This window comes from Phocicoccus pinnipedialis (genome assembly GCF_903994035.1).
In the GTDB taxonomy this organism is placed as follows: Bacteria; Bacillota; Bacilli; order Staphylococcales; family Salinicoccaceae; genus Phocicoccus; species Phocicoccus pinnipedialis.
This window is the reverse complement of record NZ_CAJEWB010000005.1, coordinates 191,461-215,315: the sequence shown is the minus strand read 5'-3', so window position 1 is coordinate 215,315 and position 23,855 is coordinate 191,461. Positions and strand designations below refer to the sequence as shown.

At 35.8% G+C, this 23,855-nt stretch carries 41 protein-coding genes; 2 read left to right on the top strand and 39 right to left on the bottom strand.

The window, feature by feature from the left end:
- Nucleotides 1–25: 25 nt before the first annotated feature.
- The 6 genes from H9D55_RS02875 to H9D55_RS02850 form a co-directional block, all read right to left on the bottom strand.
- Entirely contained in the window at nt 26–235 is a 210-nt protein-coding gene (locus H9D55_RS02875) for a hypothetical protein (RefSeq protein WP_186076684.1), read from the bottom strand.
- Between the two features lie 2 nt (nt 236–237).
- Nucleotides 238–1,554, bottom strand: coding sequence for a MobP2 family relaxase (gene mobP2, locus H9D55_RS02870; RefSeq protein WP_186076682.1), 1,317 nt, complete (start codon nt 1,552–1,554; stop codon nt 238–240).
- A 21-nt stretch (nt 1,555–1,575) separates the two neighbouring features.
- Nucleotides 1,576–1,995 carry a ribbon-helix-helix domain-containing protein gene (locus H9D55_RS02865; RefSeq protein WP_186076680.1) on the bottom strand — a complete coding sequence of 140 codons (420 nt, stop codon included), beginning with the start codon at nt 1,993–1,995 and terminating at the stop codon, nt 1,576–1,578.
- A 4-nt stretch (nt 1,996–1,999) separates the two neighbouring features.
- A complete protein-coding gene (locus tag H9D55_RS02860; RefSeq protein WP_129407008.1) occupies nt 2,000–2,284 on the bottom strand; it encodes a hypothetical protein in 285 nt (94 codons plus the stop codon).
- A gap of 341 nt (nt 2,285–2,625) precedes the next feature.
- Nucleotides 2,626–3,996, bottom strand: a complete 1,371-nt coding sequence (locus tag H9D55_RS02855; RefSeq protein WP_186076678.1) for a virulence-associated E family protein — start codon at nt 3,994–3,996, stop codon at nt 2,626–2,628.
- Nucleotides 3,997–4,080: 84 nt separating this feature from the next.
- Nucleotides 4,081–4,359: a helix-turn-helix domain-containing protein gene (locus H9D55_RS02850; protein ID WP_186076676.1), complete on the bottom strand. Its 279-nt coding sequence runs from the start codon at nt 4,357–4,359 to the stop codon at nt 4,081–4,083.
- Between the two features lie 158 nt (nt 4,360–4,517).
- On the opposite strand from H9D55_RS02850, the gene H9D55_RS02845 reads away from it, so the two are divergent.
- Both H9D55_RS02845 and H9D55_RS02840 read left to right on the top strand, forming a co-directional pair.
- The gene (locus H9D55_RS02845; RefSeq protein WP_186076674.1) at nt 4,518–5,345 is read left to right on the top strand and encodes a helix-turn-helix domain-containing protein; all 828 of its coding nucleotides are present in this window, start codon (nt 4,518–4,520) and stop codon (nt 5,343–5,345) included.
- Between the two features lie 40 nt (nt 5,346–5,385).
- The gene (locus H9D55_RS02840; protein ID WP_186076672.1) at nt 5,386–6,552 is read left to right on the top strand and encodes a tyrosine-type recombinase/integrase; all 1,167 of its coding nucleotides are present in this window, start codon (nt 5,386–5,388) and stop codon (nt 6,550–6,552) included.
- A 110-nt stretch (nt 6,553–6,662) separates the two neighbouring features.
- Here the strand turns inward: H9D55_RS02840 and rpsI are convergent, their stop codons facing one another.
- The 33 genes from rpsI to rplD all read right to left on the bottom strand — a co-directional run bounded on the left by rpsI (nt 6,663) and on the right by rplD (nt 23,842).
- Complete coding sequence (rpsI, locus tag H9D55_RS02835; RefSeq protein ID WP_235963087.1) at nt 6,663–7,055, bottom strand: 30S ribosomal protein S9; 393 nt, start codon at nt 7,053–7,055, stop codon at nt 6,663–6,665.
- A 22-nt stretch (nt 7,056–7,077) separates the two neighbouring features.
- Nucleotides 7,078–7,515 (bottom strand): 50S ribosomal protein L13, encoded by a 438-nt coding sequence (gene rplM / locus H9D55_RS02830; RefSeq protein WP_186076669.1) that lies wholly within the window; start codon nt 7,513–7,515, stop codon nt 7,078–7,080.
- A gap of 155 nt (nt 7,516–7,670) precedes the next feature.
- Nucleotides 7,671–8,435 (bottom strand): tRNA pseudouridine(38-40) synthase TruA, encoded by a 765-nt coding sequence (gene truA / locus H9D55_RS02825; protein WP_186076668.1) that lies wholly within the window; start codon nt 8,433–8,435, stop codon nt 7,671–7,673.
- Entirely contained in the window at nt 8,432–9,229 is a 798-nt protein-coding gene (locus H9D55_RS02820) for an energy-coupling factor transporter transmembrane component T family protein (RefSeq protein ID WP_186076667.1), read from the bottom strand. The genes truA and H9D55_RS02820 overlap by 4 nt, the downstream gene beginning before the upstream one ends.
- A complete protein-coding gene (locus tag H9D55_RS02815) occupies nt 9,222–10,073 on the bottom strand; it encodes an energy-coupling factor transporter ATPase (RefSeq protein ID WP_186076665.1) in 852 nt (283 codons plus the stop codon). The genes H9D55_RS02820 and H9D55_RS02815 overlap by 8 nt, the downstream gene beginning before the upstream one ends.
- The gene (locus tag H9D55_RS02810; protein ID WP_186076663.1) at nt 10,070–10,858 is read right to left on the bottom strand and encodes an energy-coupling factor transporter ATPase; all 789 of its coding nucleotides are present in this window, start codon (nt 10,856–10,858) and stop codon (nt 10,070–10,072) included. Before H9D55_RS02810 ends, H9D55_RS02815 begins: the two co-directional genes overlap by 4 nt.
- A gap of 149 nt (nt 10,859–11,007) precedes the next feature.
- Entirely contained in the window at nt 11,008–11,385 is a 378-nt protein-coding gene (gene rplQ, locus H9D55_RS02805; RefSeq protein ID WP_186076661.1) for a 50S ribosomal protein L17, read from the bottom strand.
- 18 nt (nt 11,386–11,403) lie between these two features.
- On the bottom strand, nt 11,404–12,348 hold the full coding sequence (locus H9D55_RS02800) for a DNA-directed RNA polymerase subunit alpha (RefSeq protein WP_186076659.1): 945 nt from the start codon (nt 12,346–12,348) through the stop codon (nt 11,404–11,406).
- 66 nt (nt 12,349–12,414) lie between these two features.
- A complete protein-coding gene (gene rpsK, locus H9D55_RS02795; protein ID WP_186076657.1) occupies nt 12,415–12,807 on the bottom strand; it encodes a 30S ribosomal protein S11 in 393 nt (130 codons plus the stop codon).
- A gap of 23 nt (nt 12,808–12,830) precedes the next feature.
- Complete coding sequence (gene rpsM / locus H9D55_RS02790; RefSeq protein WP_186076655.1) at nt 12,831–13,196, bottom strand: 30S ribosomal protein S13; 366 nt, start codon at nt 13,194–13,196, stop codon at nt 12,831–12,833.
- 22 nt (nt 13,197–13,218) lie between these two features.
- Nucleotides 13,219–13,332: a 50S ribosomal protein L36 gene (rpmJ, locus tag H9D55_RS02785; RefSeq protein ID WP_186076653.1), complete on the bottom strand. Its 114-nt coding sequence runs from the start codon at nt 13,330–13,332 to the stop codon at nt 13,219–13,221.
- Between the two features lie 30 nt (nt 13,333–13,362).
- Nucleotides 13,363–13,581: a translation initiation factor IF-1 gene (gene infA, locus H9D55_RS02780; RefSeq protein WP_186076651.1), complete on the bottom strand. Its 219-nt coding sequence runs from the start codon at nt 13,579–13,581 to the stop codon at nt 13,363–13,365.
- 112 nt (nt 13,582–13,693) lie between these two features.
- Nucleotides 13,694–14,341, bottom strand: coding sequence for an adenylate kinase (locus H9D55_RS02775; RefSeq protein ID WP_186076649.1), 648 nt, complete (start codon nt 14,339–14,341; stop codon nt 13,694–13,696).
- Nucleotides 14,342–14,356: 15 nt separating this feature from the next.
- The gene (secY, locus tag H9D55_RS02770) at nt 14,357–15,664 is read right to left on the bottom strand and encodes a preprotein translocase subunit SecY (protein ID WP_186076647.1); all 1,308 of its coding nucleotides are present in this window, start codon (nt 15,662–15,664) and stop codon (nt 14,357–14,359) included.
- Nucleotides 15,665–16,105, bottom strand: coding sequence for a 50S ribosomal protein L15 (gene rplO / locus H9D55_RS02765; protein ID WP_186076645.1), 441 nt, complete (start codon nt 16,103–16,105; stop codon nt 15,665–15,667).
- A 28-nt stretch (nt 16,106–16,133) separates the two neighbouring features.
- Nucleotides 16,134–16,313, bottom strand: coding sequence for a 50S ribosomal protein L30 (rpmD, locus tag H9D55_RS02760; RefSeq protein WP_186076643.1), 180 nt, complete (start codon nt 16,311–16,313; stop codon nt 16,134–16,136).
- Between the two features lie 15 nt (nt 16,314–16,328).
- Entirely contained in the window at nt 16,329–16,841 is a 513-nt protein-coding gene (gene rpsE / locus H9D55_RS02755; RefSeq protein WP_186076641.1) for a 30S ribosomal protein S5, read from the bottom strand.
- Nucleotides 16,842–16,862: 21 nt separating this feature from the next.
- On the bottom strand, nt 16,863–17,225 hold the full coding sequence (gene rplR, locus H9D55_RS02750) for a 50S ribosomal protein L18 (protein ID WP_186076639.1): 363 nt from the start codon (nt 17,223–17,225) through the stop codon (nt 16,863–16,865).
- 23 nt (nt 17,226–17,248) lie between these two features.
- Complete coding sequence (rplF, locus tag H9D55_RS02745; RefSeq protein ID WP_186076638.1) at nt 17,249–17,785, bottom strand: 50S ribosomal protein L6; 537 nt, start codon at nt 17,783–17,785, stop codon at nt 17,249–17,251.
- Between the two features lie 24 nt (nt 17,786–17,809).
- Nucleotides 17,810–18,208 (bottom strand): 30S ribosomal protein S8, encoded by a 399-nt coding sequence (gene rpsH / locus H9D55_RS02740; RefSeq protein ID WP_186076636.1) that lies wholly within the window; start codon nt 18,206–18,208, stop codon nt 17,810–17,812.
- Between the two features lie 30 nt (nt 18,209–18,238).
- Nucleotides 18,239–18,424, bottom strand: a complete 186-nt coding sequence (locus tag H9D55_RS02735; protein WP_183672995.1) for a type Z 30S ribosomal protein S14 — start codon at nt 18,422–18,424, stop codon at nt 18,239–18,241.
- 15 nt (nt 18,425–18,439) lie between these two features.
- Entirely contained in the window at nt 18,440–18,979 is a 540-nt protein-coding gene (gene rplE / locus H9D55_RS02730; RefSeq protein ID WP_186076635.1) for a 50S ribosomal protein L5, read from the bottom strand.
- A 25-nt stretch (nt 18,980–19,004) separates the two neighbouring features.
- Complete coding sequence (gene rplX / locus H9D55_RS02725; protein ID WP_186076633.1) at nt 19,005–19,313, bottom strand: 50S ribosomal protein L24; 309 nt, start codon at nt 19,311–19,313, stop codon at nt 19,005–19,007.
- Between the two features lie 33 nt (nt 19,314–19,346).
- Complete coding sequence (gene rplN / locus H9D55_RS02720) at nt 19,347–19,715, bottom strand: 50S ribosomal protein L14 (RefSeq protein WP_186076631.1); 369 nt, start codon at nt 19,713–19,715, stop codon at nt 19,347–19,349.
- Nucleotides 19,716–19,742: 27 nt separating this feature from the next.
- Nucleotides 19,743–20,006, bottom strand: a complete 264-nt coding sequence (gene rpsQ, locus H9D55_RS02715) for a 30S ribosomal protein S17 (RefSeq protein ID WP_186076629.1) — start codon at nt 20,004–20,006, stop codon at nt 19,743–19,745.
- A gap of 21 nt (nt 20,007–20,027) precedes the next feature.
- Nucleotides 20,028–20,237, bottom strand: a complete 210-nt coding sequence (rpmC, locus tag H9D55_RS02710) for a 50S ribosomal protein L29 (protein WP_186076627.1) — start codon at nt 20,235–20,237, stop codon at nt 20,028–20,030.
- A complete protein-coding gene (gene rplP, locus H9D55_RS02705; protein ID WP_186076625.1) occupies nt 20,227–20,661 on the bottom strand; it encodes a 50S ribosomal protein L16 in 435 nt (144 codons plus the stop codon). The genes rpmC and rplP overlap by 11 nt, the downstream gene beginning before the upstream one ends.
- A gap of 17 nt (nt 20,662–20,678) precedes the next feature.
- Entirely contained in the window at nt 20,679–21,320 is a 642-nt protein-coding gene (gene rpsC / locus H9D55_RS02700; protein WP_186076623.1) for a 30S ribosomal protein S3, read from the bottom strand.
- A gap of 18 nt (nt 21,321–21,338) precedes the next feature.
- Nucleotides 21,339–21,710 (bottom strand): 50S ribosomal protein L22, encoded by a 372-nt coding sequence (rplV, locus tag H9D55_RS02695; RefSeq protein WP_186076621.1) that lies wholly within the window; start codon nt 21,708–21,710, stop codon nt 21,339–21,341.
- 31 nt (nt 21,711–21,741) lie between these two features.
- On the bottom strand, nt 21,742–22,020 hold the full coding sequence (gene rpsS / locus H9D55_RS02690) for a 30S ribosomal protein S19 (protein ID WP_186076619.1): 279 nt from the start codon (nt 22,018–22,020) through the stop codon (nt 21,742–21,744).
- Between the two features lie 57 nt (nt 22,021–22,077).
- Nucleotides 22,078–22,908: a 50S ribosomal protein L2 gene (gene rplB, locus H9D55_RS02685; protein ID WP_186076617.1), complete on the bottom strand. Its 831-nt coding sequence runs from the start codon at nt 22,906–22,908 to the stop codon at nt 22,078–22,080.
- A gap of 38 nt (nt 22,909–22,946) precedes the next feature.
- Nucleotides 22,947–23,219, bottom strand: a complete 273-nt coding sequence (gene rplW / locus H9D55_RS02680) for a 50S ribosomal protein L23 (RefSeq protein WP_186076615.1) — start codon at nt 23,217–23,219, stop codon at nt 22,947–22,949.
- Nucleotides 23,219–23,842, bottom strand: a complete 624-nt coding sequence (rplD, locus tag H9D55_RS02675) for a 50S ribosomal protein L4 (protein ID WP_186076613.1) — start codon at nt 23,840–23,842, stop codon at nt 23,219–23,221. The genes rplW and rplD overlap by 1 nt, the downstream gene beginning before the upstream one ends.
- Nucleotides 23,843–23,855: the final 13 nt, after the last annotated feature.

Sequence of the window (23,855 nt, the reverse complement as noted above, 5' to 3'; positions counted from 1 at the left end):
AACAGACATCCATTTAAATGTCTGTTTATAACTCTCGTTCTATAATTTCTTTTTTATGAGTGTCTATATAAAAACAAATCCCTTGATCAATAAATCGTTCTAAATAATCTATAAATGATTTATCATGTTGTAGAGTAATTTCCTCTGATTCTGACTCGCTTACCGTCGCATACTTTGCTATTTGACTGTCCTTGTCTACTTCCATTAACATAAAAATTTTTTCGTTTGTTTCCATTTTTATAACTCCCTATCCATACTATTTGGTCTTTGAATTTCATATTCCATTTGCTTATACTGCATCTCTGCTTCATGTTTTCGTCTATGATCATGAAATGCTCTTTGAATTTTATATAAGTCATATCGTGTTATAATTGGTAGCTTCTTTTTAAAATTTTGTGGTTGATATTTACTTTTATTTCCACTTAATTTATCCCTCTGTACTTTATTAATTCTTTCATGAGCATCTTTCAAACTTCTTAATAATTGGTTACCCATCCGAGAATTAAGTTCCTCTAATTTATTTTTCTTGTAGTCTTTGTATCGTTCTTTTCCTCCTGCACCATATACTAATTTATAGTATTCTTCCTCTTTATTTAATAAATCTTGGTATTTCTTGTACTCATTGTTATGGTTCTTTTTAATATAATTTGTAGTATATTGATCAATATCTTCTTTAATATGTTTCATATTTTTATGATTATAAGACCAATGATTTTTATTTTCAGGTAACCGTTCTACAATTGATTTTAATAAATTTACTTGTTCATTATTTTTAGTATCTATTGAAATAGTATGATGTAAATTGGTTCTTACTTTAGTCATTTCTTCTAATACTTTTTCTCTACTTACAAGATGACTGATGAAGGATGATTTCATTTTCTCTGATGTTTTTAAACTTCTTTTTCCTTTAGGCTCTGTAGAAGTATAAATATTTCCTTCTTGATCTCGTCTTTCAAATTCAATCACTGGTCGAGTATTAATTGTTTCTGATGAAGCAACATGGACATGAATGTTATCTGTGTTGTAATGAATTTCAGCAACCCAAAACCCAGTTTCATTTAAATTTTCTCTATCAAAACATTCATTCATTGCTTTGCGTACTGCTTTTTTTATTTCTTTATCATTTAATTGTTTACCAATAAGCAGCCTTTGTTCTTTAAGCCATTCGTGATCAAAAGAAAATACATCTCTCCATAAAACAGATTTATTTTCTTGTGCAGCTTTAAATTTTTTATAAATTTCTTTCTTTTCTTTTTGGTCTAATTTATCAGATACATTAGTAAATAAACCATAATCAATTTCGTTATCTATATTTTTTTCTTTACTTTTTGCATAATCACGATTCATATAATCTAAATAATTTTCATAATCTAAACTACTTTTCGCTCTACTTTTATTCGTTGCTTCTAAATTATTTTCTATAATATTTTCATATACGTTATCATAATCAATATGCTTCTTTGCATCTTCTCTATCAATATAACGTACATAATTTTCAAAAGATTTCTGACCACCAACAACAAAATCTGATGTTAATATGACACCTGCTTTCAAATAATCATCTCCTTTAATAGATTAAAGTTCATCAAAACTCGATAAGAAATCTAAATTATTTCCTTCGTTTTTAACTTCTTTGCTTGTCAACTCATTCATCTTTTTTTCTTTATAATATTTATCTAATGCTTTCTGTGCTTTTATATAAATGACAGATTCTTTATAGTGGTCATCCATGCCTGCCATCTCATTATTAAACATAAATCCAACTAGCATTTGTAAAAGTAATTCTACATTTGAATCAATATAATTAATTTTTTCACTTATGTTTGATTCAATATCCTTGTTATTTCCATCTTTATTTATCATATTTTTTATTGCTTCCTCAATAAAATGTGAACGATTAGAATATAAATGTTTATTATTTTCTACATGTTCATCTAAAATTTCTTTAATATCTTCTGTTGTAGTTACTTGGAATTTTGCTTTACTATTTAACAAAAAATCACTCCTCTTCATCATGAATTCCAAATAAATCTGCTAATATATTTACAGTTATTTCATTTGCATGACTTAATTTATTTAATTCAATTGTTTGTTTGTCTACTACATTTATTAAATGATTTATTCGTGAAAACATTTCTATATTTGTATTTTTTTGTAGAACTGACTGTAGTTGTTCATCAATTAATTTGTTTATATATGCGTTCACAGATAAATCTAGATCTTTAGATTTTTGTTCTAATAATTTAAATTTCTCTTTATCTATTCTTAATAAATAAGTATGCATTTTAAAATCCCTTCTATAAAATAATGGTCTGCTGATAGCAGACTTAGGTAAAATATTACTCTAATAGTTACTAAATTAGGTCTGATTGTAGCAGACTTTAATACAAAAGATGATATCATCAAGTCTGCTGGTAGCAGACTTCATTAAATGCTTTAATAGCAATGGTTGGCACTGCCAACCTATCACTTTTACAACGTAAAGTGATATCATTGCCCCTTATGCTCTTTATAAAAATTTAAATAGATTATACAGTTTTCTAACATTTTTAAGATGTTCGTTTTAAACTTTATGGTTTTGACTGTCCCAACTGTCCCAAAATTTGGGACAAGTGGGACAGTGTTTTAACTAAATTTTTTTTTGAGTTTGTAAATCATTGATGAATTAATATAAAATCCTCGTTGTTGCCCATAATATTTTTTATAATTAATTTTCTCCGTTTGATCTTTGTCGAGTAATTTTTTTAACTTCAAATTTATTTTTGAGGTTAGGTTAATATTTTCAACTCTATCATCTTTAAATAACACTTCTCTAATTTCTCTTGCACAAACTTTTTCTCTATCTACTAAAAATTTATCTTGTTCATCGTTATCATCATATTCTTTTATAAATTCTCTTTTTTCTTCAATTGATATATAATCCCAATTCAACGGAATTTTTTTGATAATAAATTTTGCTATTTCTTCTTCCATTTCATCAATTGTTTTGAATTCTTTTTGTAGCTCATACAGATAATCTTTTTCAATTTGAGTTAGATGATTTGTTTCTTTATTCATATAATAATGCTTAGCTTCTGCCCATATTTGGTCTACAATCTCATCTGTTAAATTATGAATATTTAATTCACTCTCTGTTTTTAACCCTACCTTCATTGGAATAAATCGTCGGTTTCCTGTTTCATCCTTTAAGAATGTGTCATCATTTGTTGTTCCAAAAAAGATACAATCTCTAATATGAGCACTACTTTCTCCAGCATATTTATTTCTAAATGTATCTGTTGTAGAAGTCAAAACTTGCTTTATTCTACCAATATCTGAGTTGTTATAAGCTGTAAGCTCAGATAATTCTATAATCCATGACTTAGCCATTTTAAAATATGTTTCATCACCTTTAAAATTTTCCATGCTGTCATTAAACCAATCTTTACCTAATTTTTTAAGAATAAGCGACTTACCACAGCCTTGCTTACCTGATAAAATAATTGTAGTATCATGACTATGCCCAGGTTGATAAATCTTTGCTACTGCACCTATTAAGGTCTTTCTAGTGACTGTACGATTAAACCAATTATCTAAAGCATGTATATAATCAATAAATAATGTTTCAATACGTTCAATACCATCCCATTTAAGATTATCAAGATATATTTTTATTGGATGTACATAATTTCTAGTTGCTACAATTGAAATAAAATCAGAAAGTTTGGATCTATTATCGAATCCATACTTATCATTTAAATACATGTGAATCATACCGATATCTTTTCTAGGATCAAAGACTTTTTCAATATCTCTTTTATTAGTTTTCCATGGTGGACTTTTAAGTAGAATTAAAGAATCAGTACGTTCATCAATTCCAAATAAATCTACTAAATTGTAATCCTCTGAAAATATAATTTTTAAATTTTCTACTGAGCTATTGATCTTATCATTTTTATCCTTGAATAATTTGTTTTTAATTACACCATAATTAGTGTTATAATTATCTTTAAACATAATAGTTTTCCTTTCTTAAAGCAGTTTGATGTGTGCTAGACATCAAACTGCTATTTTTTAATTCCTTTTTACTGCCGACCAATTTTAAGCTGTATGCTTTTCAAAAAATTCATCTACATCTACTTTTCTAATCATTTCTATACCAGCTACTTCTACTACACGTAATCCTTCATCAATAAATTTTTTCAATGTATTAAAACTAACTCCTATATATTCACATGCTTCTTTTTTATTCATATACATTTTTTGTCTTTTACTAATGAGTTCAGAATCAGTTGTTGCTTCTACAATGACTTCATTAATCACTTTCTGAATAGCTCTAATTGTTTCATCAGAAATAACTAATGGTATTTGCTGTTTCATAACTTCACCCCCTTAATTTATACAAAATAACGTAATTACGTTATAAGTATAATTTAATGTTACGTTTATATAATGTCAAGTGATAATATACACTTTACGAAAAATTGTTTTTAAGTATTAGGTAATATTGTATAATTAATTTAAGTGGAGGTGATACGATGATAAAAGTAAATCTAAGAGAAATTTTAGAAGATAAGAAAATGACACTTACAGAATTAAGTAAAGAAACTGGTATAACAATGAAAACCTTAAGTGCCTTTCAAAATCAAAAAGTAGAAAGTGTCCAATTTAATACATTAGAGAAGATTACTTATGCACTTGATATAACTGTAGAGGATTTAATAACAAAGGTTGTAGATATTTTTAACATTTCGATAAAATTTGAAGAAATATTTAATGAAAGAAGTGAAAGTGGGTACTTTATTATTACATGGTGGCATAATGAAGAATTTTATCAAAATACACCTGTACAATTTAAAGTCGTTAGGGAAAACAGAGAAAATTATAAAAGAGTAGAGTTTATATTAGACAAATTTGATGATACTTTGCCTGGTAGTTTATTTACAATGCCTAAAATTGCATATGATTATTTTGAACGAAATAATTTATTTTATAATAATAATAGCTTTTTAGAGTTAATCTCATATTTACTTGTTCAAGAATACATCACCGAGATTGCTGATGAATCAACAATCTATGATCAATATATCTTAAATGTTTCAAATATTGTTCCTGTTTTTACTACTAGGGATATAAGTAAGGATGAAGCCCGTTTTACGGATGTCGGTAACATATTTTTAAATAATAAAATGTTATATTATGTAAATTTAACCTCAAAGGATTCTGCATTACATTTAAAAAGAAATAACATAACTGCTACAGATAAAGTTACTGCCAATATTGAAAGTCTTAGTAATACCAAATTTATAAATTTTATAAGTATTAACGATGATTTTAAAAGAGATGTTAGTTTAATATTTGATTAATTCCTTTTTACTGCCGACCAGCAAATAAGAAGGGATATAAATGACAAAAATTAATAGAATTACATTAAAAAATGGAGAGTTTAGGTATGAATTTAATGTATACCTAGGTATTGATCCATTAACAGGTAAAAAGAAAAGAACGACAAGAAGATTTAAATCAAAACGATCAGCAGAAGTAGCTTTACGAAAATTAGAATTAAGTAGATTTGAAAATAACGTAAGTAGTATCAATAAATATACTTTCAAGGATATTTATAATCTTTGGCTAGAGAATCATAAAAATGAAATTCGTGGTACAACTTTAGCAAGTAAGCAAAGTAAATTTAACAAACGTATTTTACCTAAGTTCGGAAGACTTCTAATAAATGAAATAACAGTCGCCTACTGTCAATCAATTGTAAATGAATGGTCTAAAGAAATGCAAGCTTACAACGATTATATTATACAAACTAGATTAGTATTTAACTATGCTGAACGTTTAGAAATAATTAACAAAAATCCTATGAGACTAGTTTCTTTGCCAAAAAAGAAAAATGAAAAAGAATTTGTTGTAGAAAAGAAGCAATTTCTTGATAGTCTAGAACTCAAATTGTTTATGGAAATTCTAGAATCTGAACAAAATACTTTGAACACGTGTTTATTTAGAGTACTCGCATTCACAGGCATGCGTAAAGGCGAAGTTCTTGCCTTACATTGGTCTGATGTTAATCTTCAAACTAATGAGTTATACGTCCAAAAAACGCTTGTTAAAGTGAGTAATAAGCACTTATTACAACCACCAAAGACCAAAGCTTCATATAGATGGTTAGATATTGATCAAAAGACTATAAATTTTCTTAAGAGATGGAAAATCGAACAAAAAGAGTTATATAAAGAATTCGGTTTTCATGTTCAAAATGATGAAAATCAACCTATCTTTACAACGTACCATCATAGGCTTAATAAGATGAACTACATGAGAGTGTCTACACCAAATGATAAATTAGAGGCTTTTTTTGGCAGGCACAAAGAACTTCACAAAATTAAAATTCATGGTTTTAGACACACTCATGCATCCTTACTTTTTGAAGCAGGTGCAACAATTAAAGAAGTACAATCTAGATTAGGTCATAGTGACATAAAAACGACTATGGATATTTACACTCATATAACTACTTCATCTAGAAAAAGATTGGCTGAGAAGTTCCAAAATCACATCGATTTTTAAATTAATTTCATTAAAGGGTATTAAAGGGGTATTAATTTCTACCAACACACAAAAAAGCACCTCTCGAAATATCTTCGAGAAGTGCTTGTAACCCTTGATATAAAGGGATATTAACGTTTTGAGAATTGTGGTGATTTACGTGCTTTCTTAAGACCTGGTTTTTTACGCTCTTTCATACGTGGGTCACGTGTTAAGAGTCCAGCTCTTTTAAGCTCTGCACGGTGTTCTGGGTTTGCTTCTAGTAAAGCACGTGCAATTCCGTGACGGATTGCTTGCGCTTGTCCAGTGAAACCTCCACCATGAACGTTTACTAATACATCGTAGTTACCTTCTGTTTCTGTAACTGCGAATGGTTGACTTAAATCTAAAATTAAACTTTCAAATGGTAGGTAATCTCTCATATCGCGATCGTTGATCGTCACTTTACCTTCACCTGGTACTAAACGTACACGAGCTACTGAGTGCTTACGACGTCCAGTTCCTCTGTATTCTACTTTAGCCAAATTCATTTACCTCCTATTATCCTTAACCACGTAACTCGTAGTTTTCAGGTTGTTGTGCCGCATGTGGATGCGTATCTTCAGCGTATACGAATAATTTCTTAGCTTGTGCTGTTCCTAAAGTTGTTTTAGGTAACATGCCTCTGATTGCTTTTTCAAGAAGACGTGTTGGGTTCTTCTCTCTTAATTCACCAGCAGTGATTTCTTTAATTCCACCTGGGTGTCCAGTGTGTTTGTAATATACTTTGTCTGCTGCTTTGTTTCCTGATAATTCAATTCCACCAGCGTTAACGATGATTACATAGTCACCGCAGTCAGCGTGTGGAGTGTAAGTTGCTTTATGTTTACCACGTAAGATTGTTGCTACTTCAGTAGAAAGACGACCAAGTGTCTGACCTGCAGCATCAATTACGTACCATTTACGCTCAATGTTTGACTCGTTCGCCATAAATGTTTGACGCATACTTAAATCCTCCCAATAAATATCAATTTCATGATTTCTAAATTTGTTAAGTTATATCTATCCATAGATAAGTTTCCGGGGCTTATCAGTGTGTGATATAATTTTATACCGTTGTTTATTGTAACTCAGAAACCGTGTGTTTGTCAATGTTTCTCTCATTTTTCTTCTAAATATTCTAGAAGTTCTTGCTCATTTAGAAACGTGCGTTCTAAATACAACCCATCCGGGGGTGCCGTAAGTGGTATTTGCGTACGATCTTTGGCTTCGATTAATTTTAAAGTATCTTCTGGTTTCCGCTTCAACTGACCGACTTCAAATAAGTAAGCAGCAATGATGCGCACCATATTATATAAAAATCCAGAACCGGTAATCACAATATCGAGTCCGTCGTTCGTTTCTTCTATTTTTAACTCGTAAATGTGTCGAACTTTATAATCGATGACTGTTTTTGCACTCGAAAATGACGTGAAGTCATGGGTACCAAGAAAGTGTTTCGCAGCTTCTCTCATAGCTTCGATATCCAGTGTCTTATCTATATGTGCCTTCAGGCCGTTATAGAACGGATTTTTACTCGTTTGGTAGATGCTATAGCGATATGTCTTCCCCTTTGAATCATAGCGTACGTGATAGTCATCACGGACTTGAAATGTTTCTGTAATCGCAATATCTTTCGGCATTTTACTGTTTAAGATAAAAGCCCACTTCTCTGCTGGTATATTTAACTCCGTATCAAAGTGTGCATATTGTTCTCTCGCATGTACACCCTTGTCCGTGCGTGATGCTGGATGAATCCTCGTAAATGTTTTATGAATCGATGTGAGCACTGATTCAATCTCTCCTTGAACCGTACGGCCTTCTTCTTGATATTGCCATCCATTAAAGTTTAACCCGTTGTATGCAATCCTCATTAAAATTCTCATGTACGAAGCCACCACACTAAAACGCCAAAAAGAATCACAAAGATAATACCTAACGTGTCTTTAAACGTCCATTTGAGTACTCTAAAGCTCGTTCTTCCTTCGCCACCTGTATATCCACGAACTTCCATCGCAATTGCCATATCTTCAGCTCGTTGGAATGCTGAAACGAATAGTGGGATGATGATTGGTAGTAGAGCTTTGATACGATCCTTCACCTTACCTGTCATAAATGTAGAGCCTCTTGAACTTTGTGCCTTGATTATTTTATCTGTCTCATCCATCAATGTTGGAATAAATCTCAGACTGATTGACATCATCATCGCAATCTCATGCACAGGAACTTTAATTTTTTTCAGTGGATGTGCCATCTTTTCGATCGCATCTGTCAGTGAAATTGGACTCGTCGTCAGCGTCATAATGGTTGTTATTACTACGAGCATCACAAGTCGAGTACCAATAAATACACCCCTAACAATACCTTCGGATTCAATCGTAAACCATCCTGCATCGATAAGTACTGTTCCACCCTTTGTCAGGAATAAGTGCATCAAGAATGTAAATATCAATAAGACGAAAACAATCTTTAATCCTTTAATAACAAATATCGGATTAAGTTTTGCAAGTGCAAGTACAAAGAGCACAAATAGAATCAGAGCGGCATACGTCAAAGTGTTGTTCGCCATGAACACAATCGCCATGAATAACACCGTCATGATGATTTTAGAGCGCGGATCCATCTTATGAATCACAGAATCTCCCGGGATATATCTCCCAAGTATCATAGAACTAAGCATCACGAAGCCTCCATTCTACGATAAACTCATCTATACTCTTCGGTATTTTATCTATCGTATGTCCTTTTCTAATTAAATCATGAGACAACCTCACGACGTCAGGCAGATTGAGGCTATAACGCTCTAATAGTTTCTGGTCCGTCAAGATATCCTCAGTTGGACCACTCTCAACAATGCGTCCTGCTTCCAAGATCCTCACTTCATCTGAATACTCAAACACATCATTCATATCGTGTGTGACAAGTATAATTGTAAGTTTCAATTCTTCACGGAGTCTCTTAAAGAGTTCCATAGTTTCTTTGTGGCTAGATGGATCGAGTCCAGCTGTTGGTTCATCTAAAATTAGAACTTTCGGCTCCATTGCTAGAATCCCTGCTAAAGCCACTTTCCTCATCTGTCCACCTGACAAATCAAACGGTGACTTTTCGTAGAGTGCTGGGTCAACGTGTAATTCATTTAGATAGTGTAACGCACGCGTCTGAGCGTCTTTTTCACTAACTCCCATATTCATAGGGCCAAACATGACATCCTTCAATACCGTCTCTTCAAAGAGCTGGTGCTCAGGGAACTGGAACACAATCCCAATATATTTGCGTACTTCGTGTATCATCTTATACTTAGTTCTTCGTTTTAATTCCAAGTCATCTATTTTGACTGTACCTGTCGTTGGTAAAATCAAACCATTCAAGAGTTGTACAAGAGTCGACTTTCCACTACCTGTTTGTCCTACGATACCGTAAAATTTACCTGTACGAAACTCTGTTGAGATGTTTTTCAGCGCATGATACTGAAACGGTGTCTTGGGTTGGTACGTTACAGATACATCATCAATTAAAATATTCATAGACGCTCAACCACCTCTTCATACGACATATACGCACCATCACACAAGGCTTTCGACAATTTAATGTTATACGGTAACTCTAAGTTCGACGACACGAGCGTCTCCGTGTCTTCGTAAACATCTCTAACCGTGCCCTCGTTAACAACATGCCCTTTACGTAAGATAAAGACATAGTCACTGTCTTCTATTTCACGTAAGTCATGAGTGATGTAGAGAATCGTTGTGTCCCTTTTCGCATGAATCTTCTTAAGTATTGAAAGAACTTCTTTTCTTCCATCAGGATCTAGCATAGACGTTGCTTCATCCATAATTAACACTTCAGGGTTGGTCACTAGTGCGCCTGCGATAGCCACTCGTTGCTTCTGTCCGCCAGATAATCTGTGTGGTTCATGATTTCGAAATTCCCACATTCCAACCTCTTTTAATGCGGCTTCCACCTTTTCAACCATTGTTTCATGTGGAACACCGAGATTTTCTAAGCCAAATGCGACATCATCTAAAACCGTCGCTCCAACGAACTGGTTATCTGGATTTTGAAAAACGATTGAAAATCTTCTCTGTAGTTCGAGTGGATTGTCTCTATCAACTGGTTTTCCATCTATAAAGATCGCACCACTTGTCGGTAGTAGTATCCCCATAATGATTTTTACAAGTGTACTTTTTCCTGAGCCATTATGTCCTAAAATAGAGACAAAACTACCTCGTTTAAAATCGATGGAAATATGATTCAAAGCATATGCATCGTCGTTATGATATTTGTAAGTAATGTCTTTTAAAGAAATCATATTTCCACCTCTAATTATATGTATAAAAAAAGCGCGTACCCTGCAAAGAGTCGCGCAATTCATAGTTTTGCAGGATACTTAAGAGCTAGACAGAAAAGAGAATACTCTCTTTCTATCATAACACTCATACTGCTTTATTAGTCGAAGTATTAAGCACCCTCAACAAATTCGATAATTACAAGTTCTGCACCGTCACCACGACGTTTACCTAACTTCTTGATGCTTGTGTAACCACCTTGACGGTCACTGAAGCGTGGAGCGATATCGTCGAATAATTTTTGAAGTGCAAATGTTGTCGAACCGTCTTCGTTTAAAATTTTAACATCTTGTACTGTTTGTCCAGCACGACGTCTAGCAGCAATGTCGCCACGTTTACCTAAAGTAACTAAACGATCTACTACTTTACGTAATTCTTTCGCACGGTCTTCAGTAGTCGTAATACGTTCGTTTACGATTAAAGAAGTAGCTAAGTTTCTTAACATTGCTTTTCTGTGCGCCGAGTCGCGGCCTAGTTTTCTTAATGCCATTCTAGTTTGACCTCCTTTTTAGTCTTCTTGGCGTAATGCCAATCCTAAATCATCAAGTTTATTTTTCACTTCATCTAAAGACTTACGTCCTAGATTTCGTACTTTCATCATGTCTTGTTCTGTTTTGTCGATTAACTCTTGAACGGAGTTGATACCCGCACGTTTCAAGCAGTTATAAGAACGCACTGAAAGATCGAGTTCTTCGATTGACATTTCGAGTACTTTTTCTTTTTGGTCTTCTTCTTTTTCAACCATAATTTCAGCGTTTTGCGCCTCATCTGTTAAATCAACGAAGATGTTTAAATGTTCAGTTAGGATCTTTGCACCAAGTGAAACTGCTTCAAGTGGTGTAATTGAACCATCTGTCCACACATCAAGTGTTAACTTATCAAAGTCTGCATTTTGACCTACACGCGTATTTTCTACTGTATAGTTCACACGCTCAACTGGTGTGTAAATAGAATCAACTGGGATAACCCCAATTGGTAAGTCGCTTCTGTTGTTCACGTCAGCTAATGCGTAACCACGTCCACGTCCTGCTACCATACGTATTTTTAGTGATCCACCTTTCGCAATTGTTGCGATTTTAAGATCTCTATTCAAGATTTCTACGTCACTATCATGCGTAATATCAGCTGCAGTTACAACACCTTCACCATTAACATCAATTTCAAGAATCTTTTCTTCATCAGAGTAAATCTTTAAAGCAAGACTCTTAATGTTTGTGATAATTGTAGTTACATCTTCTATGACGTTTTCGATAGTTGAGAATTCGTGAAGTACGTTTTCTAATTCTACTGTTTTTACAGCCGCACCAGGTAATGATGATAAAAGAATGCGACGTAAGGAGTTCCCAAGCGTTGTTCCATATCCTCTTTCAAGAGGTTCTACAACAAACTTACCAAACTTAGAATCTTCCGATAGCTCTACTGTTTCAATTCTAGGTTTTTCGATTTCTATCATTGTTAACTTTTTCCTCCCTTTTAACGCCGTTATTTTCTAATTATGCTGTGATACTAATAAAGTATATTATACGCGACGACGTTTCGGTGGACGACAACCGTTATGTGGTACTGGAGTTACGTCTTTGATAGCAGTAATTTCAAGTCCAGCAGATTGTAGTGCACGGATCGCAGATTCACGTCCAGCACCTGGGCCTTTAACTGTTACTTCAACAGTTTTAAGTCCATGTTCCATAGCTGCTTTAGAAGCAGTTTCTGAAGCCATTTGAGCAGCGAATGGAGTTGATTTCTTAGAACCTCTAAATCCTAACGCTCCTGCAGATGACCATGAAAGTGCATTACCGAAGTCATCAGTAATCGTTACAATTGTATTGTTAAATGTAGAACGGATATGTGCAATACCTGATTCAACATTCTTTTTCACTCTGCGTTTAGCACGAGTTTGTTGTTTACGAGCCATTATGATCCTCCTTTACTTATTGCTTACTTTTTCTTGTTCGCGATTGTTTTCTTAGGACCTTTACGCGTTCTTGCGTTGTTTTTCGTGTTTTGTCCACGAACTGGTAGTCCACGACGGTGACGCATACCTCTATATGATGCGATTTCCATTAAACGTTTAATGTTTAAGTTCGTCTCACGACGTAAGTCACCTTCGATTTTGTAAGTGTCTACTACTTCACGAATTTTGTTTAATTCGTCATCTGTTAAATCTTTTACACGAGTGTCTTCGTTTACTCCAGCTTTAGCTAAGATAGTTTTAGCTGTCGTATTTCCGATCCCGTAGATATATGTTAATGAGATTACTACGCGTTTGTCGCGTGGTACGTCTACACCTGCAATACGTGCCATTCATTACACCTCCGAATTATTATTACCCTTGACGTTGTTTGTGTTTAGGGTTTTCACAGATTACCATTACTTTACCTTTACGGCGAATAACTTTACATTTTTCGCACATTGGTTTAACTGATGGTCTAACTTTCATTGTGTTACCTCCTCAATAGTTGGAGTCCTATTACTTGAAACGATAAGTGATTCTTCCACGAGTTAAGTCATATGGTGACATTTCAACTGTTACTTTATCGCCAGGAAGGATTCGTATATAGTTCATACGGATTTTACCAGAAACATGAGCTAAAATCTCATGTCCGTTTTCTAGTTCAACTTTGAATTGTGCGTTAGGTAATGTTTCATTAACAATACCTTCTAATTCAATTACGTTTTGTTTACTCACTTCATATTCCTCCTTTACAGTTTAACTTGTGTTTCTTCAGGTGAGAGTATTCACTCATCATTCGAAAGGACCCATTCCTACGACATCCACCTAAAGAACTGTAAGGTGAATATTATAGTTTCTCTAGTACTTTGTTGATATCTTCGAATACATCATCAATATCTTGTGAACCATTCACTTTAGATAAGACGTCTTGTGCTTCATAGAAATCAAGAAGTGGTTGCGTTTGTTTTATGTTCACTTCAAGTCTGTTTTGAACAGTCTCTGGGTTATCGTCTTCGCGTTGATAGAGTTTTCCACCATCTAAGTCACATATACCATCTTGCTTAGGTGGGTTAAACACTAGGTGGTAAGTTGTACCACAAACTTCACAAATACGACGACCTGTTAAGCGATTCATTAACTCTTCTTCAGGAACATCAACATAGATTGTGCTCTCGATCTTAGAACCAAGCTCATCCATGATTTTATTAAGCGCTTCTGCCTGTTGTACTGTTCTTGGAAAGCCATCTAAAAGGAAACCGTCTTTTGCGTCACTTTCAGACAATCGTTCTTTTACAATACCAACAGTTACCTCATCTGGAACGAGTTCTCCTCTATCCATATAAGACTTCGCTTCATTTCCTAGTGGTGTTTCATTTTTAATTGCTAAACGAAACATATCCCCAGTAGAAATATGAGGTATTGGGTATTTTTTGATAATTTCTGCAGCTTGAGTACCTTTACCCGCTCCAGGTAATCCCATGATTACGATATTCATTAAATATCCTCCTACTTATTTTCTACCATGTTTATGTCTTCTAAAACCACGATACTCTTGTTGGCTTGCTTGAGCTTCTAATTGTTTCATAGTCTCAAGTGCAACCCCAATAACAATGAGTAAACTAGTACCACCGACTTGAATAGATTGTGGTAAGTCCATAAATCTAGTGACTAGAAGTGGTAGGATTGAAATAAACGCTAAGAATAGTGATCCTACAAATAATAATCTGTATAAAACAGACGTAATGTAGTTTTGTGTGTTCTTACCTGGTCTAATACCAGGAATATAGCTTCCTTGTTCTTTAAGGTTATCTGACATTTTCTCAGGATTAACTTGTACGAACGAATAGAAGTACGTGAACAGAATAATCAGTACAAGATAAACAATCATTCCAACGTTCGACACTGGGTTCGCCATATCAGCGAGCTTAGTAGCCCATGCTTGGTCTTGGAAGAACAGTGAAAGTGATTGTGGCAACATTAAGAATGCCATTGCAAAGATTACTGGAATAACCCCAGCAGGGTTAACTTTTAATGGTAGAAACGTGGCTTGTGGAGCAAGCATCTGTTGTCTACCTGTACCTCTTGCGTATTGAATCGGAATTTTACGGATTGCTTGCAATACGTAAATCGCGAATGCCGTAAGAAGTAATAGTGCGATAATTAAGATTGCGGTCTTAAGTACCGCCATCGTTGTATCTGTAGCCATACCGAATTGCTGCTGATAGTACTGAACGAGAGCACTTGGCAGTGAAGCTAAGATACCTGCAAAGATAATGATAGAAATACCATTACCTACTCCTTTTTCTGTGATTTCTTCTCCTAGCCACATAAGGAAAGCAGTCCCCGCTGTTAGCACTAAAGCAATTAATAAATATGACGTAATCGCGTTGTTAGTAATCAGTCCGCCACCAAACATTTTATTAAATGCAAATGACATCCCAATTGATTGAATGAACGCGAGTATAATTGTAAAGTAACGTGTAAACTGAGCCAGTTTACGACGACCTACTTCACCTTGTCTCGCCCATTCAGCGAATTTTGGCACTACATCCATCTGAAGTAATTGAACTACAATTGATGCTGTGATGTAAGGCATAATACCCATAGCAAATATAGAGAAGTTTTTAAGCGCTCCTCCACCAAAGGTATTCATTAAATCTAATACTCCACCTTGCTCTTGCGCATTGAATACGCCTGGGTCAACACCAGGAACTGGTATATAAGTACCCACTTTAAATACAACAAGCATAGCTAATGTGAATAAAATCTTAGCTCGAATCTCTTTAATTTTGAAGAAATTTGATACGCTACTGATCAATTAGATCACCTCTACAGTGCCGCCTTGTGCTTCAATCGCTTCTTTCGCAGAGTTAGAGAATTTGTTAGCTTTAACTGTTAACTTAACCTCTAATTCACCGTTACCAAGAATTTTTACCCCAGCAGAACGCCCTTTTACTAATCCTGATTCAATTAATAATTCAGGTGTTACTTCAGTTCCTGCTTCAAAACGGTTTAAATCGCTTAGATTAACGACTGAGTACTCTTTACGGTTGATATTTGTGAAACCACGCTTAGGAATAGAACGGAATAATGGTAATTGTCCACCTTCGAATACTAAACCTACACCACCACCAGAACGAGCATTTTGTCCTTTGTGACCGCGTCCAGATGTTTTACCGTGTCCAGAAGATGTTCCGCGTCCTACACGTTTACGTGATTTACGAGCACCTTCTACTGGTTTGAGTTCGTGTAATTTCATTGTCGCACCTCCTATTTTATAATATCTACTATATTTCTTCTACTTTTACTAAATGACTAACTTTGTCTACTTGTCCTCTAAGTTGAGGAGTGTCTTCAAGTTCAACGAAAGAGTTGATCTTGCCTAGACCTAAAGAACGAACTGTTTTTCTTTGTGCTTCAGGTTTAGCGATAACACTTTTTACGAGGGTTACTCTAACTTTTGCCATGTTTGTCTCTCCCCCTTAATTTAAGATCTCTTCTACAGTTTTTCCACGAAGTTTAGCAACAGATTCTACATCTTTAAGTTCAGTTAGTCCTTGCATTGTTGCACGAACCACGTTAATTGGAGTGTTAGCTCCGATTGATTTACTTAAGATATCTGTTACACCTGCTAATTCAAGTACGGCACGAACCGGTCCACCTGCGATTACCCCTGTACCAGGAGCAGCTGGTTTCATGAATACGTTACCTGAGCTGAATCTACCGTTAATTTCGTGTGGAATCGTTCCATCAACAATTGGTACTTCAACAAGATTCTTTTTAGCAGCCTCGATTGCTTTTTTGATTGCTTCAGGTACTTCTTGTGCTTTACCTTGACCAAATCCTACTCGGCCTTTTTTATCTCCAACTACTACTAATGCTGAGAAACGGAAACGTCTACCACCTTTAACAACTTTAGCAATACGATTGATAGTAACTACGCGTTCTTCAAACTCTTTAACTTCTTTTTCTCTACGATTATCTCTACGAGCCATTAGATTGTTAACCTCCTTCGATTAGAATTTTAATCCATTTTCACGTGCTGCTTCTGCTAAAGCTTCCACACGTCCGTGGTATAAGTAACCTCCGCGGTCGAATACAACTGATTCTACACCAGCATCTTTCGCGCGAGTTGCAATTAATTTACCAACTTCAGCTGCTGCTTCAATGTTTGATCCAACTTTTATAGCTAAATCTTTATCTTGTGTAGAAGCGCTCGCTAATGTTTTATTATTAACGTCGTCAATTACTTGTGCATAAATGTTTTTGTTTGAACGATAAACGTTTAAACGTGGTCTTTCAGGTGTACCTGAAATTGTTTTACGCACACGAAAGTGTCTTTTACGACGCACTTGATTTTTATCAATTTTTGCGATCATTTAAGCTCCTCCTCACTTATTTATTATTTACCAGTTTTACCTTCTTTACGACGAACATACTCGTCTTTATAGCGAATACCTTTACCTTTATATGGTTCAGGTGGACGTACAGCACGAATGTTAGAAGCAAGAGCTCCTACTTCTTCTTTGTTGATTCCTTCAACTTTAACATTTGTGTTTCCATCAACAGTGATTGTTAAATCTTTGCTAGATTCGAATTCAACTGGGTGAGAAAGTCCTACACTTAATACTAATTTGTTACCTTGCATTTGTGCACGGTAACCTACACCAACAAGTTCAAGTTCTTTAACGAATCCTTCGCTAACACCTTGAATCATGTTGTTGATTAGTGAGCGAGTTGTTCCGTGAATTGAACGGTGCTCTTTAGAGTCTGATGGACGTTCTACAGTTAGTGTATTATCTTCTAATTTATAGTTTAAATCTGAATTGAATGTGTTTGTTAATTCACCCTTAGGGCCTTTTACAGTGAAAGAACTTCCGTCGATGTCTACTGTAACTCCCGTTGGAATGTCGATCACACGTTTACCAATACGGCTCATTCATGGCACCTCCTATATTAATTATTACCAAACGTAAGCGAGAACTTCTCCACCAACGTTTTTGTTACGAGCTTCTTTATCTGTAAGTACTCCTTCAGAAGTAGAGATTAATGCAACCCCTAAACCGTTAAGTACTTTTGGTAATTCGTCTCTTTTAGCGTAAACACGTAATCCAGGTTTAGATATTCTCTTAAGACCTGTGATAACACGTTCGTTGTTACTTCCGTATTTAAGGAAAACTCGGATAATTCCTTGTTTGTCATCCTCTACGTATTCTACATTTTTTACAAAACCTTCGTTTTTGAGAATTTCAGCGATCTCTTTTTTAATGTTAGATGCTGGAATTTCTAAAGATTCATGTCTAACAATGTTCGCATTTCTGATGCGTGTTAGCATATCTGCAATTGGATCTGAAACTGTCATTTAAAATTGCCTCCTTTCGAAATATATAACCTACCAGCTAGCTTTTTTAACGCCAGGAATTTGACCTTTATATGCTAGTTCACGGAAACAGATACGGCAAAGTTTGAATTTGCGAAGTACTGAATGTGGACGACCGCATCTTTCGCAGCGTGTGTATTCTCTAACTTTAAACTTTTGTGGTTTTTGCTGTTTAGCAATCATTGATTTTTTAGCCACCCGATTTGCCTCCTTTTATTTTTGGAACGGCATACCGAATTGAGTTAACAGCTCACGAGCTTCTTCATCTGTGTTAGCTGTAGTTACAATAACGATATCCATACCTCTTACTTTAGATACTTTATCATAATCAATTTCTGGGAAAATTAACTGCTCTTTAATACCAAGAGTGTAGTTACCGCGGCCGTCGAATGCTTTCTTAGAAACACCTCTGAAGTCTCTTACACGAGGCAATGAAACTGCAATGAGTTTATCTAAGAAGTCATACATTCTGTCTCCACGTAGTGTAACTTTCGCTCCGATAGGCATACCATCACGTAAACGGAAAGTAGCAATTGATTTCTTCGCTTTAGTAATTTGTGGTTTTTGACCTGTAATTTGAGTCAGTTCTTCAACAGCGTTGTCTAAAACTTTCGCGTTTTGTACAGCGTCACCCACACCCATGTTTACTACGATTTTGTCGATTTTAGGTGCTTGCATTACTGAACTATAGTTAAACTTTTTAACTAGCTCATCTTTAATTGTTTCGTTGTATTTATCTTTTAAACGAATCACTTATGTTGTCCTCCTTCCGATATAACTACTTAATCTCTTTACCTGATTTAACAGCGATTCTAATTTTCTTTCCGTCTTTGAATTCGTGACGGACTCTAGTGCGTTCACCTGATTCAGGATCAACGTGCATAACGTTTGATACGTGAATTGCTGCTTCAGTCTCTAAGATTCCACCATCTGGATTATCTTGAGTTGGTTTTTGGTGTTTTTTTACAATGTTCACACCTTCAACAACAACACGATTTTTAGAAGGAATAGCTTTTAATATTGTGCCTGTCTTCCCTTTATCTTTACCACTGATAACAATAACTTTATCACCTGATTTAACGTGCATCGTTTGGCGCACCTCCTTGTATATTTTAATGAGTTATAGTACTTCTGGTGCTAATGAGATGATTCTCATGAAGTTTCCTTCACGTAATTCACGAGCGACTGGTCCGAAAATACGCGTACCTCTTGGACCTTTGTCATCACGAATGATAACACATGCGTTCTCATCGAATTTAATATATGAACCGTCTTCACGACGTACACCTGTTTTAGTTCTAACGATGACAGCCTTCACGACGTCACCTTTCTTGACAACACCACCAGGTGTTGCTTGTTTTACAGTTGCAACAACAACGTCGCCGATATTAGCTGTTTTACGACCTGTACCACCAAGTACTTTGATCGTTAAAACTTCACGAGCTCCTGAGTTGTCGGCAACTTTCATACGAGATTCTTGTTGAATCATGCGTGGTTACCTCCCTTTTTACTTGGTTTAGATAATTACTGATTCTTCTACGATTTCCACTAAACGGAAACGTTTTGTTGCTGATAAAGGACGTGTTTCTTGAATTTTAACGACATCGCCCATTTTAGCTGAGTTATTTGCATCGTGTGCTTTGTATTTCTTAGAATACTTCACACGTTTACCAATAATTGGATGTTTTTTGTACGTTTCTACAAGTACTGTAATTGTCTTGTCCATTTTGTCAGACACTACACGGCCTTGGTAAACTTTACGTTCGTTTTTACCTTCCACTATTATAGAACCTCCCCTAAATTATTGATTCGCTTTAGCTTCTTCAATTTCTCTTTCGCGAATTGTAGTTTTCATTCTCGCGATTGTTTTTCTTACCTCTTTGATACGAGCAGTGTTCTCTAGCTGACCTGTAGCTAGTTGAAAGCGTAAGTTGAAGAGTTCTTCTTTAAGCTCTTTAATATTTGTTTCGATTTCTGATGTAGTTAAATCACGGATTTCCTTAGCCTTCATTCGTATCACCACCTAATTCTTCACGTTTAACGATCTTTGTTTTTACTGGTAGTTTATGGCTTGCAAGTCTTAATGCTTCTCTTGCTACTTCTTCAGAAACACCTGCAACCTCAAACATTACGCGGCCTGGTTTAACTGATGCGATCCATTGCTCAACTGCACCTTTACCAGAACCCATACGTACTTCTAATGGTTTCTTTGTGAGTGGCGTGTGTGGGAAAATATTGATCCAAACTTTACCGCCACGTTTCATATAACGTGTCATCGCGATACGTGCTGCTTCGATTTGTCTTGAAGTAACCCAAGATGTAGTCGTAGCTTGTAAGCCGTAATCGCCAAAACTTACTTGATTCCCGCCTTTAGATTTGCCTTTTAAGCTTGGTCTATGTTGACGACGGTACTTAACTCTTTTTGGTAATAACATTTACAAGTGCTCCTCTCTTAGTTATTTTTTTTAGTTGGAAGAACTTCTCCACGGTAAACCCACACTTTAACACCTAACTTACCGTAAGTAGTGTCTGCTTCTTCATGTGCGTAATCAATGTCAGCGCGAAGTGTGTGGAGTGGTACTGTTCCTTCGTTATAGCCTTCAGCACGCGCGATGTCAGCACCGCCAAGACGTCCTGATACTTGTGTTTTAATACCTTTTGCTCCAGATCTCATAGCTCTCTGGATTGCTTGTTTTTGAGCTCTACGGAAAGATACACGGTTTTCAAGTTGACGTGCAATGTTTTCTGCAACGAGCTTAGCGTCGATGTCCACCTTCTTAACTTCGATAACATTAATGTGGATACGTTTGTTAGTTAATTTAACTAATGCATTACGTAATTTTTCAATCTCACTACCGCCTTTACCGATAACCATACCTGGTTTACCAGTATGTAGTGCGATATTAATACGGTTTGCAGCACGCTCAATCTCAACTTTAGATACAGCTGCATCTTTTAGGTTCGTTTCAATATATTTACGGATTTCTAAGTCTTCGTGTAATAACGTAGCAAAGTTTTTATCCGCATACCATTTTGCTTCCCAGTCTTTAATAACGCCTACGCGTAGACCAGTTGGATTAATCTTTTGACCCAAAATAATTCCCTCCTTGTATTATTCAGCGTTTTCTACCGTAGCTTCTTCTGCTACTTGTTCTTTTTCACTTACAACTACTGTGATGTGGCTCGTACGTTTTAGAATTTGCGTCGCACGACCTTGTGCTCTAGGACGGAAACGTTTAAGTGTTGGTCCTTCATTAGCATAGATTTCTGAAACTATTAAGTTGTCAGTATCCATGTCATAGTTGTGTTCAGCATTTGCAACAGCTGATAAAACTAATTTTTCTACAACTGATGCTGCTCTTTTGTTAGTAAGTTTAAGAAGTGCTACTGCTTCGCCAACGTCTTTACCTCTTACAAGGTCAAGTACTAAACGTACTTTACGTGGTGCAATACGTACTGTTCTTGCAACTGCTTTCGCTTGCATCTCGGTTCCTCCTTTGTAGGGTGTTTATCAATTATCTTCTTGTCTTCTTGTCATCTGCACCGTGACCTTTGTACGTTCTAGTAGGAGCAAACTCACCAAGTTTGTGTCCAACCATATCTTCTGTAACGTATACAGGTACGTGCTTGCGTCCGTCATAAACTGCGATTGTGTGTCCGATGAAGTTCGGGAAAATCGTAGAACGACGTGACCATGTTTTTATTACACTCTTTTTGTTTGATTCATTGAGCGCTTCAACTTTATTCATTAAGTGACCATCAACAAAAGGTCCTTTTTTAACACTACGTGCCATTATGGCGCCTCCCTTCAATTAGCATGTGCGGCTTATGCCGCACAATTAATTGATCTATTATTTCTTACGTCTTCTGATAATTAACTTGCTAGATTTTTTCTTCTTGTTACGCGTTTTCTTACCAAGAGCTGGTTTACCCCAAGGTGAAACTGGAGCAGGACGTCCGATTGGAGTTCTACCTTCACCACCACCGTGTGGGTGATCGTTAGGGTTCATTGCAGAACCACGAACCGTTGGTCTCTTACCCGCCCATCTTGAGCGACCTGCTTTACCTACGTTAACAAGCTCATGTTGCTCGTTACCAACAGAACCTACTGTTGCGCGGCAAGTTAGTAATATCATTCTCATCTCACCTGAAGCAAGACGTACGATTGCATACTTACCTTCTTTACCAAGTAATTGTGCTGATGCCCCCGCTGAACGCGCGATCTGTCCACCTTTACCAGGTTTCAACTCGATATTGTGAATCGTTGTACCCATAGGTAAGTCCGCTAAAGTAAGTGTGTTACCTACTTTGATATCTGCGTCTTTACCACTCATGATTTCTTGTCCAACCACTAATCCTTTTGGTGCGATGATGTATCTCTTCTCACCATCCGCATATGCTACTAACGCGATGTTAGCAGAGCGGTTTGGATCGTATTCGATTGTTTTAACACGCGCTGGAATTCCATCCTTGTCACGTTTGAAATCGATCACTCTGTATTGACGCTTATGTCCGCCACCTTTGTGACGCACTGTAATTTTACCTTGATGGTTACGTCCCGCTCTTTTCGGTAGCGGCTGTAATAATGAACGCTCTGGAGTAGTTGAAGTAATCTCAGAGTAGTCCAGGCTTGTCATATTACGACGAGCGTTTGTAGTTGGCTTATAATGTTTAATTGCCATCCTCGTTTTACCTCCCTAATGGTATCTTTCTATCTAAATTAGAAGAGTTCGATTGAACCTTCGCTTAATTTTACAATTGCTTTTCTTCTTCTGTTTGTATAGCCCTCGTAACGACCCATGCGTTTCTTTTTAGGCTTAACGTTCATAATATTTACTTTTTCAACTTTAACGTCGAAAATTTCTTCAATCGCGTGTTTAACTTGTGTTTTGTTTGCTCTAACATCTACATCAAATGTGTATTTATTTTCTGCCATTAAGTCAGCAGAACGCTCAGTAATTACCGGGCGTTTGATAATGTCGCGTGCTTCCATTACCCAAGTACCTCCTCTGCTTTTTTAATTGCTCCCTCCGTGAAAATAACACGGTCTGCAGAAAGGATATCTAGTACGTTAAGGCCTGTAGCAGTGATTACTCTAACTCCTTGAAGGTTGTTAGCTGATTTTTCAACTGCTTCGTTTCTATCCTCAAGTACGATTAGTGCCTTTTTGTCAGCACCTAACTTTCCTAATATTGAGACAAGCTCTTTAGTTTTTGGAGCTTCTAATTTGAAGTCGTCAACCACAGTTAAAACTTCTTCGTTTACTCGTGCAGATAATGCTGAACGAAGCGCTAAGCGTCTCATTTTTCTCGGCATCTTGAACGAGTGACTTCTTGGAGTTGGTCCGAATACTACTCCACCGCCAACCATATGCGGCGCTCGAATCGTACCTTGACGCGCGTTACCTGTACCTTTTTGTCTGAATGGTTTTCTACCACCGCCGCGTACTTCTGAACGGTTTTTAACTTTATGGTTACCTTGTCTTAAAGATGCACGTTGAAGAGTTACTGCTTCAAATAATGCATGCTGGTTTGGTTCAATACCGAAAACTGCATCGCTTAGTTCGATTGAGCTTACTTTTGAACCATCAATAGATAATACATCTACGTTTGCCATTGTGTTATATCCT

Coding starts and splice junctions, on each gene's coding strand:
- rplW (WP_186076615.1), bottom strand. CDS start 23,219: ATGGAAGCACGCGACATTATCAAACGCCCGGTAATTACTGAGCGTTCT.
- rplN (WP_186076631.1), bottom strand. CDS start 19,715: ATGATTCAACAAGAATCTCGTATGAAAGTTGCCGACAACTCAGGAGCT.
- H9D55_RS02840 (WP_186076672.1), top strand. CDS start 5,386: ATGACAAAAATTAATAGAATTACATTAAAAAATGGAGAGTTTAGGTAT.
- H9D55_RS02875 (WP_186076684.1), bottom strand. CDS start 235: ATGGAAACAAACGAAAAAATTTTTATGTTAATGGAAGTAGACAAGGAC.
- rpmJ (WP_186076653.1), bottom strand. CDS start 13,332: ATGAAAGTTAGACCATCAGTTAAACCAATGTGCGAAAAATGTAAAGTT.
- rpmD (WP_186076643.1), bottom strand. CDS start 16,313: ATGGCAAAAGTTAGAGTAACCCTCGTAAAAAGTGTTATCGCTAAACCT.
- rplF (WP_186076638.1), bottom strand. CDS start 17,785: ATGAGCCGTATTGGTAAACGTGTGATCGACATTCCAACGGGAGTTACA.
- rplM (WP_186076669.1), bottom strand. CDS start 7,515: ATGCGTCAAACATTTATGGCGAACGAGTCAAACATTGAGCGTAAATGG.
- H9D55_RS02855 (WP_186076678.1), bottom strand. CDS start 3,996: ATGTTTAAAGATAATTATAACACTAATTATGGTGTAATTAAAAACAAA.
- H9D55_RS02820 (WP_186076667.1), bottom strand. CDS start 9,229: ATGCTTAGTTCTATGATACTTGGGAGATATATCCCGGGAGATTCTGTG.
- H9D55_RS02850 (WP_186076676.1), bottom strand. CDS start 4,359: ATGAAACAGCAAATACCATTAGTTATTTCTGATGAAACAATTAGAGCT.
- H9D55_RS02860 (WP_129407008.1), bottom strand. CDS start 2,284: ATGCATACTTATTTATTAAGAATAGATAAAGAGAAATTTAAATTATTA.
- rplB (WP_186076617.1), bottom strand. CDS start 22,908: ATGGCAATTAAACATTATAAGCCAACTACAAACGCTCGTCGTAATATG.
- rplO (WP_186076645.1), bottom strand. CDS start 16,105: ATGAAATTACACGAACTCAAACCAGTAGAAGGTGCTCGTAAATCACGT.
- rpsM (WP_186076655.1), bottom strand. CDS start 13,196: ATGGCACGTATTGCAGGTGTAGACGTACCACGCGACAAACGCGTAGTA.
- H9D55_RS02845 (WP_186076674.1), top strand. CDS start 4,518: ATGATAAAAGTAAATCTAAGAGAAATTTTAGAAGATAAGAAAATGACA.
- H9D55_RS02810 (WP_186076663.1), bottom strand. CDS start 10,858: ATGATTTCTTTAAAAGACATTACTTACAAATATCATAACGACGATGCA.
- rpsE (WP_186076641.1), bottom strand. CDS start 16,841: ATGGCTCGTAGAGATAATCGTAGAGAAAAAGAAGTTAAAGAGTTTGAA.
- rplP (WP_186076625.1), bottom strand. CDS start 20,661: ATGTTATTACCAAAAAGAGTTAAGTACCGTCGTCAACATAGACCAAGC.
- H9D55_RS02800 (WP_186076659.1), bottom strand. CDS start 12,348: ATGATAGAAATCGAAAAACCTAGAATTGAAACAGTAGAGCTATCGGAA.
- H9D55_RS02815 (WP_186076665.1), bottom strand. CDS start 10,073: ATGAATATTTTAATTGATGATGTATCTGTAACGTACCAACCCAAGACA.
- truA (WP_186076668.1), bottom strand. CDS start 8,435: ATGAGAATTTTAATGAGGATTGCATACAACGGGTTAAACTTTAATGGA.
- rpsK (WP_186076657.1), bottom strand. CDS start 12,807: ATGGCTCGTAAACAACAAACTCGTGCTAAACGCAGAGTGAAAAAGAAT.
- rplD (WP_186076613.1), bottom strand. CDS start 23,842: ATGGCAAACGTAGATGTATTATCTATTGATGGTTCAAAAGTAAGCTCA.
- rplX (WP_186076633.1), bottom strand. CDS start 19,313: ATGCACGTTAAATCAGGTGATAAAGTTATTGTTATCAGTGGTAAAGAT.
- rplV (WP_186076621.1), bottom strand. CDS start 21,710: ATGCAAGCGAAAGCAGTTGCAAGAACAGTACGTATTGCACCACGTAAA.
- rpmC (WP_186076627.1), bottom strand. CDS start 20,237: ATGAAGGCTAAGGAAATCCGTGATTTAACTACATCAGAAATCGAAACA.
- rpsS (WP_186076619.1), bottom strand. CDS start 22,020: ATGGCACGTAGTGTTAAAAAAGGACCTTTTGTTGATGGTCACTTAATG.
- rpsH (WP_186076636.1), bottom strand. CDS start 18,208: ATGACAGTTTCAGATCCAATTGCAGATATGCTAACACGCATCAGAAAT.
- rplQ (WP_186076661.1), bottom strand. CDS start 11,385: ATGGCATTAAGAAAACTAGGCCGCGACTCGGCGCACAGAAAAGCAATG.
- H9D55_RS02775 (WP_186076649.1), bottom strand. CDS start 14,341: ATGAATATCGTAATCATGGGATTACCTGGAGCGGGTAAAGGTACTCAA.
- rplR (WP_186076639.1), bottom strand. CDS start 17,225: ATGATCGCAAAAATTGATAAAAATCAAGTGCGTCGTAAAAGACACTTT.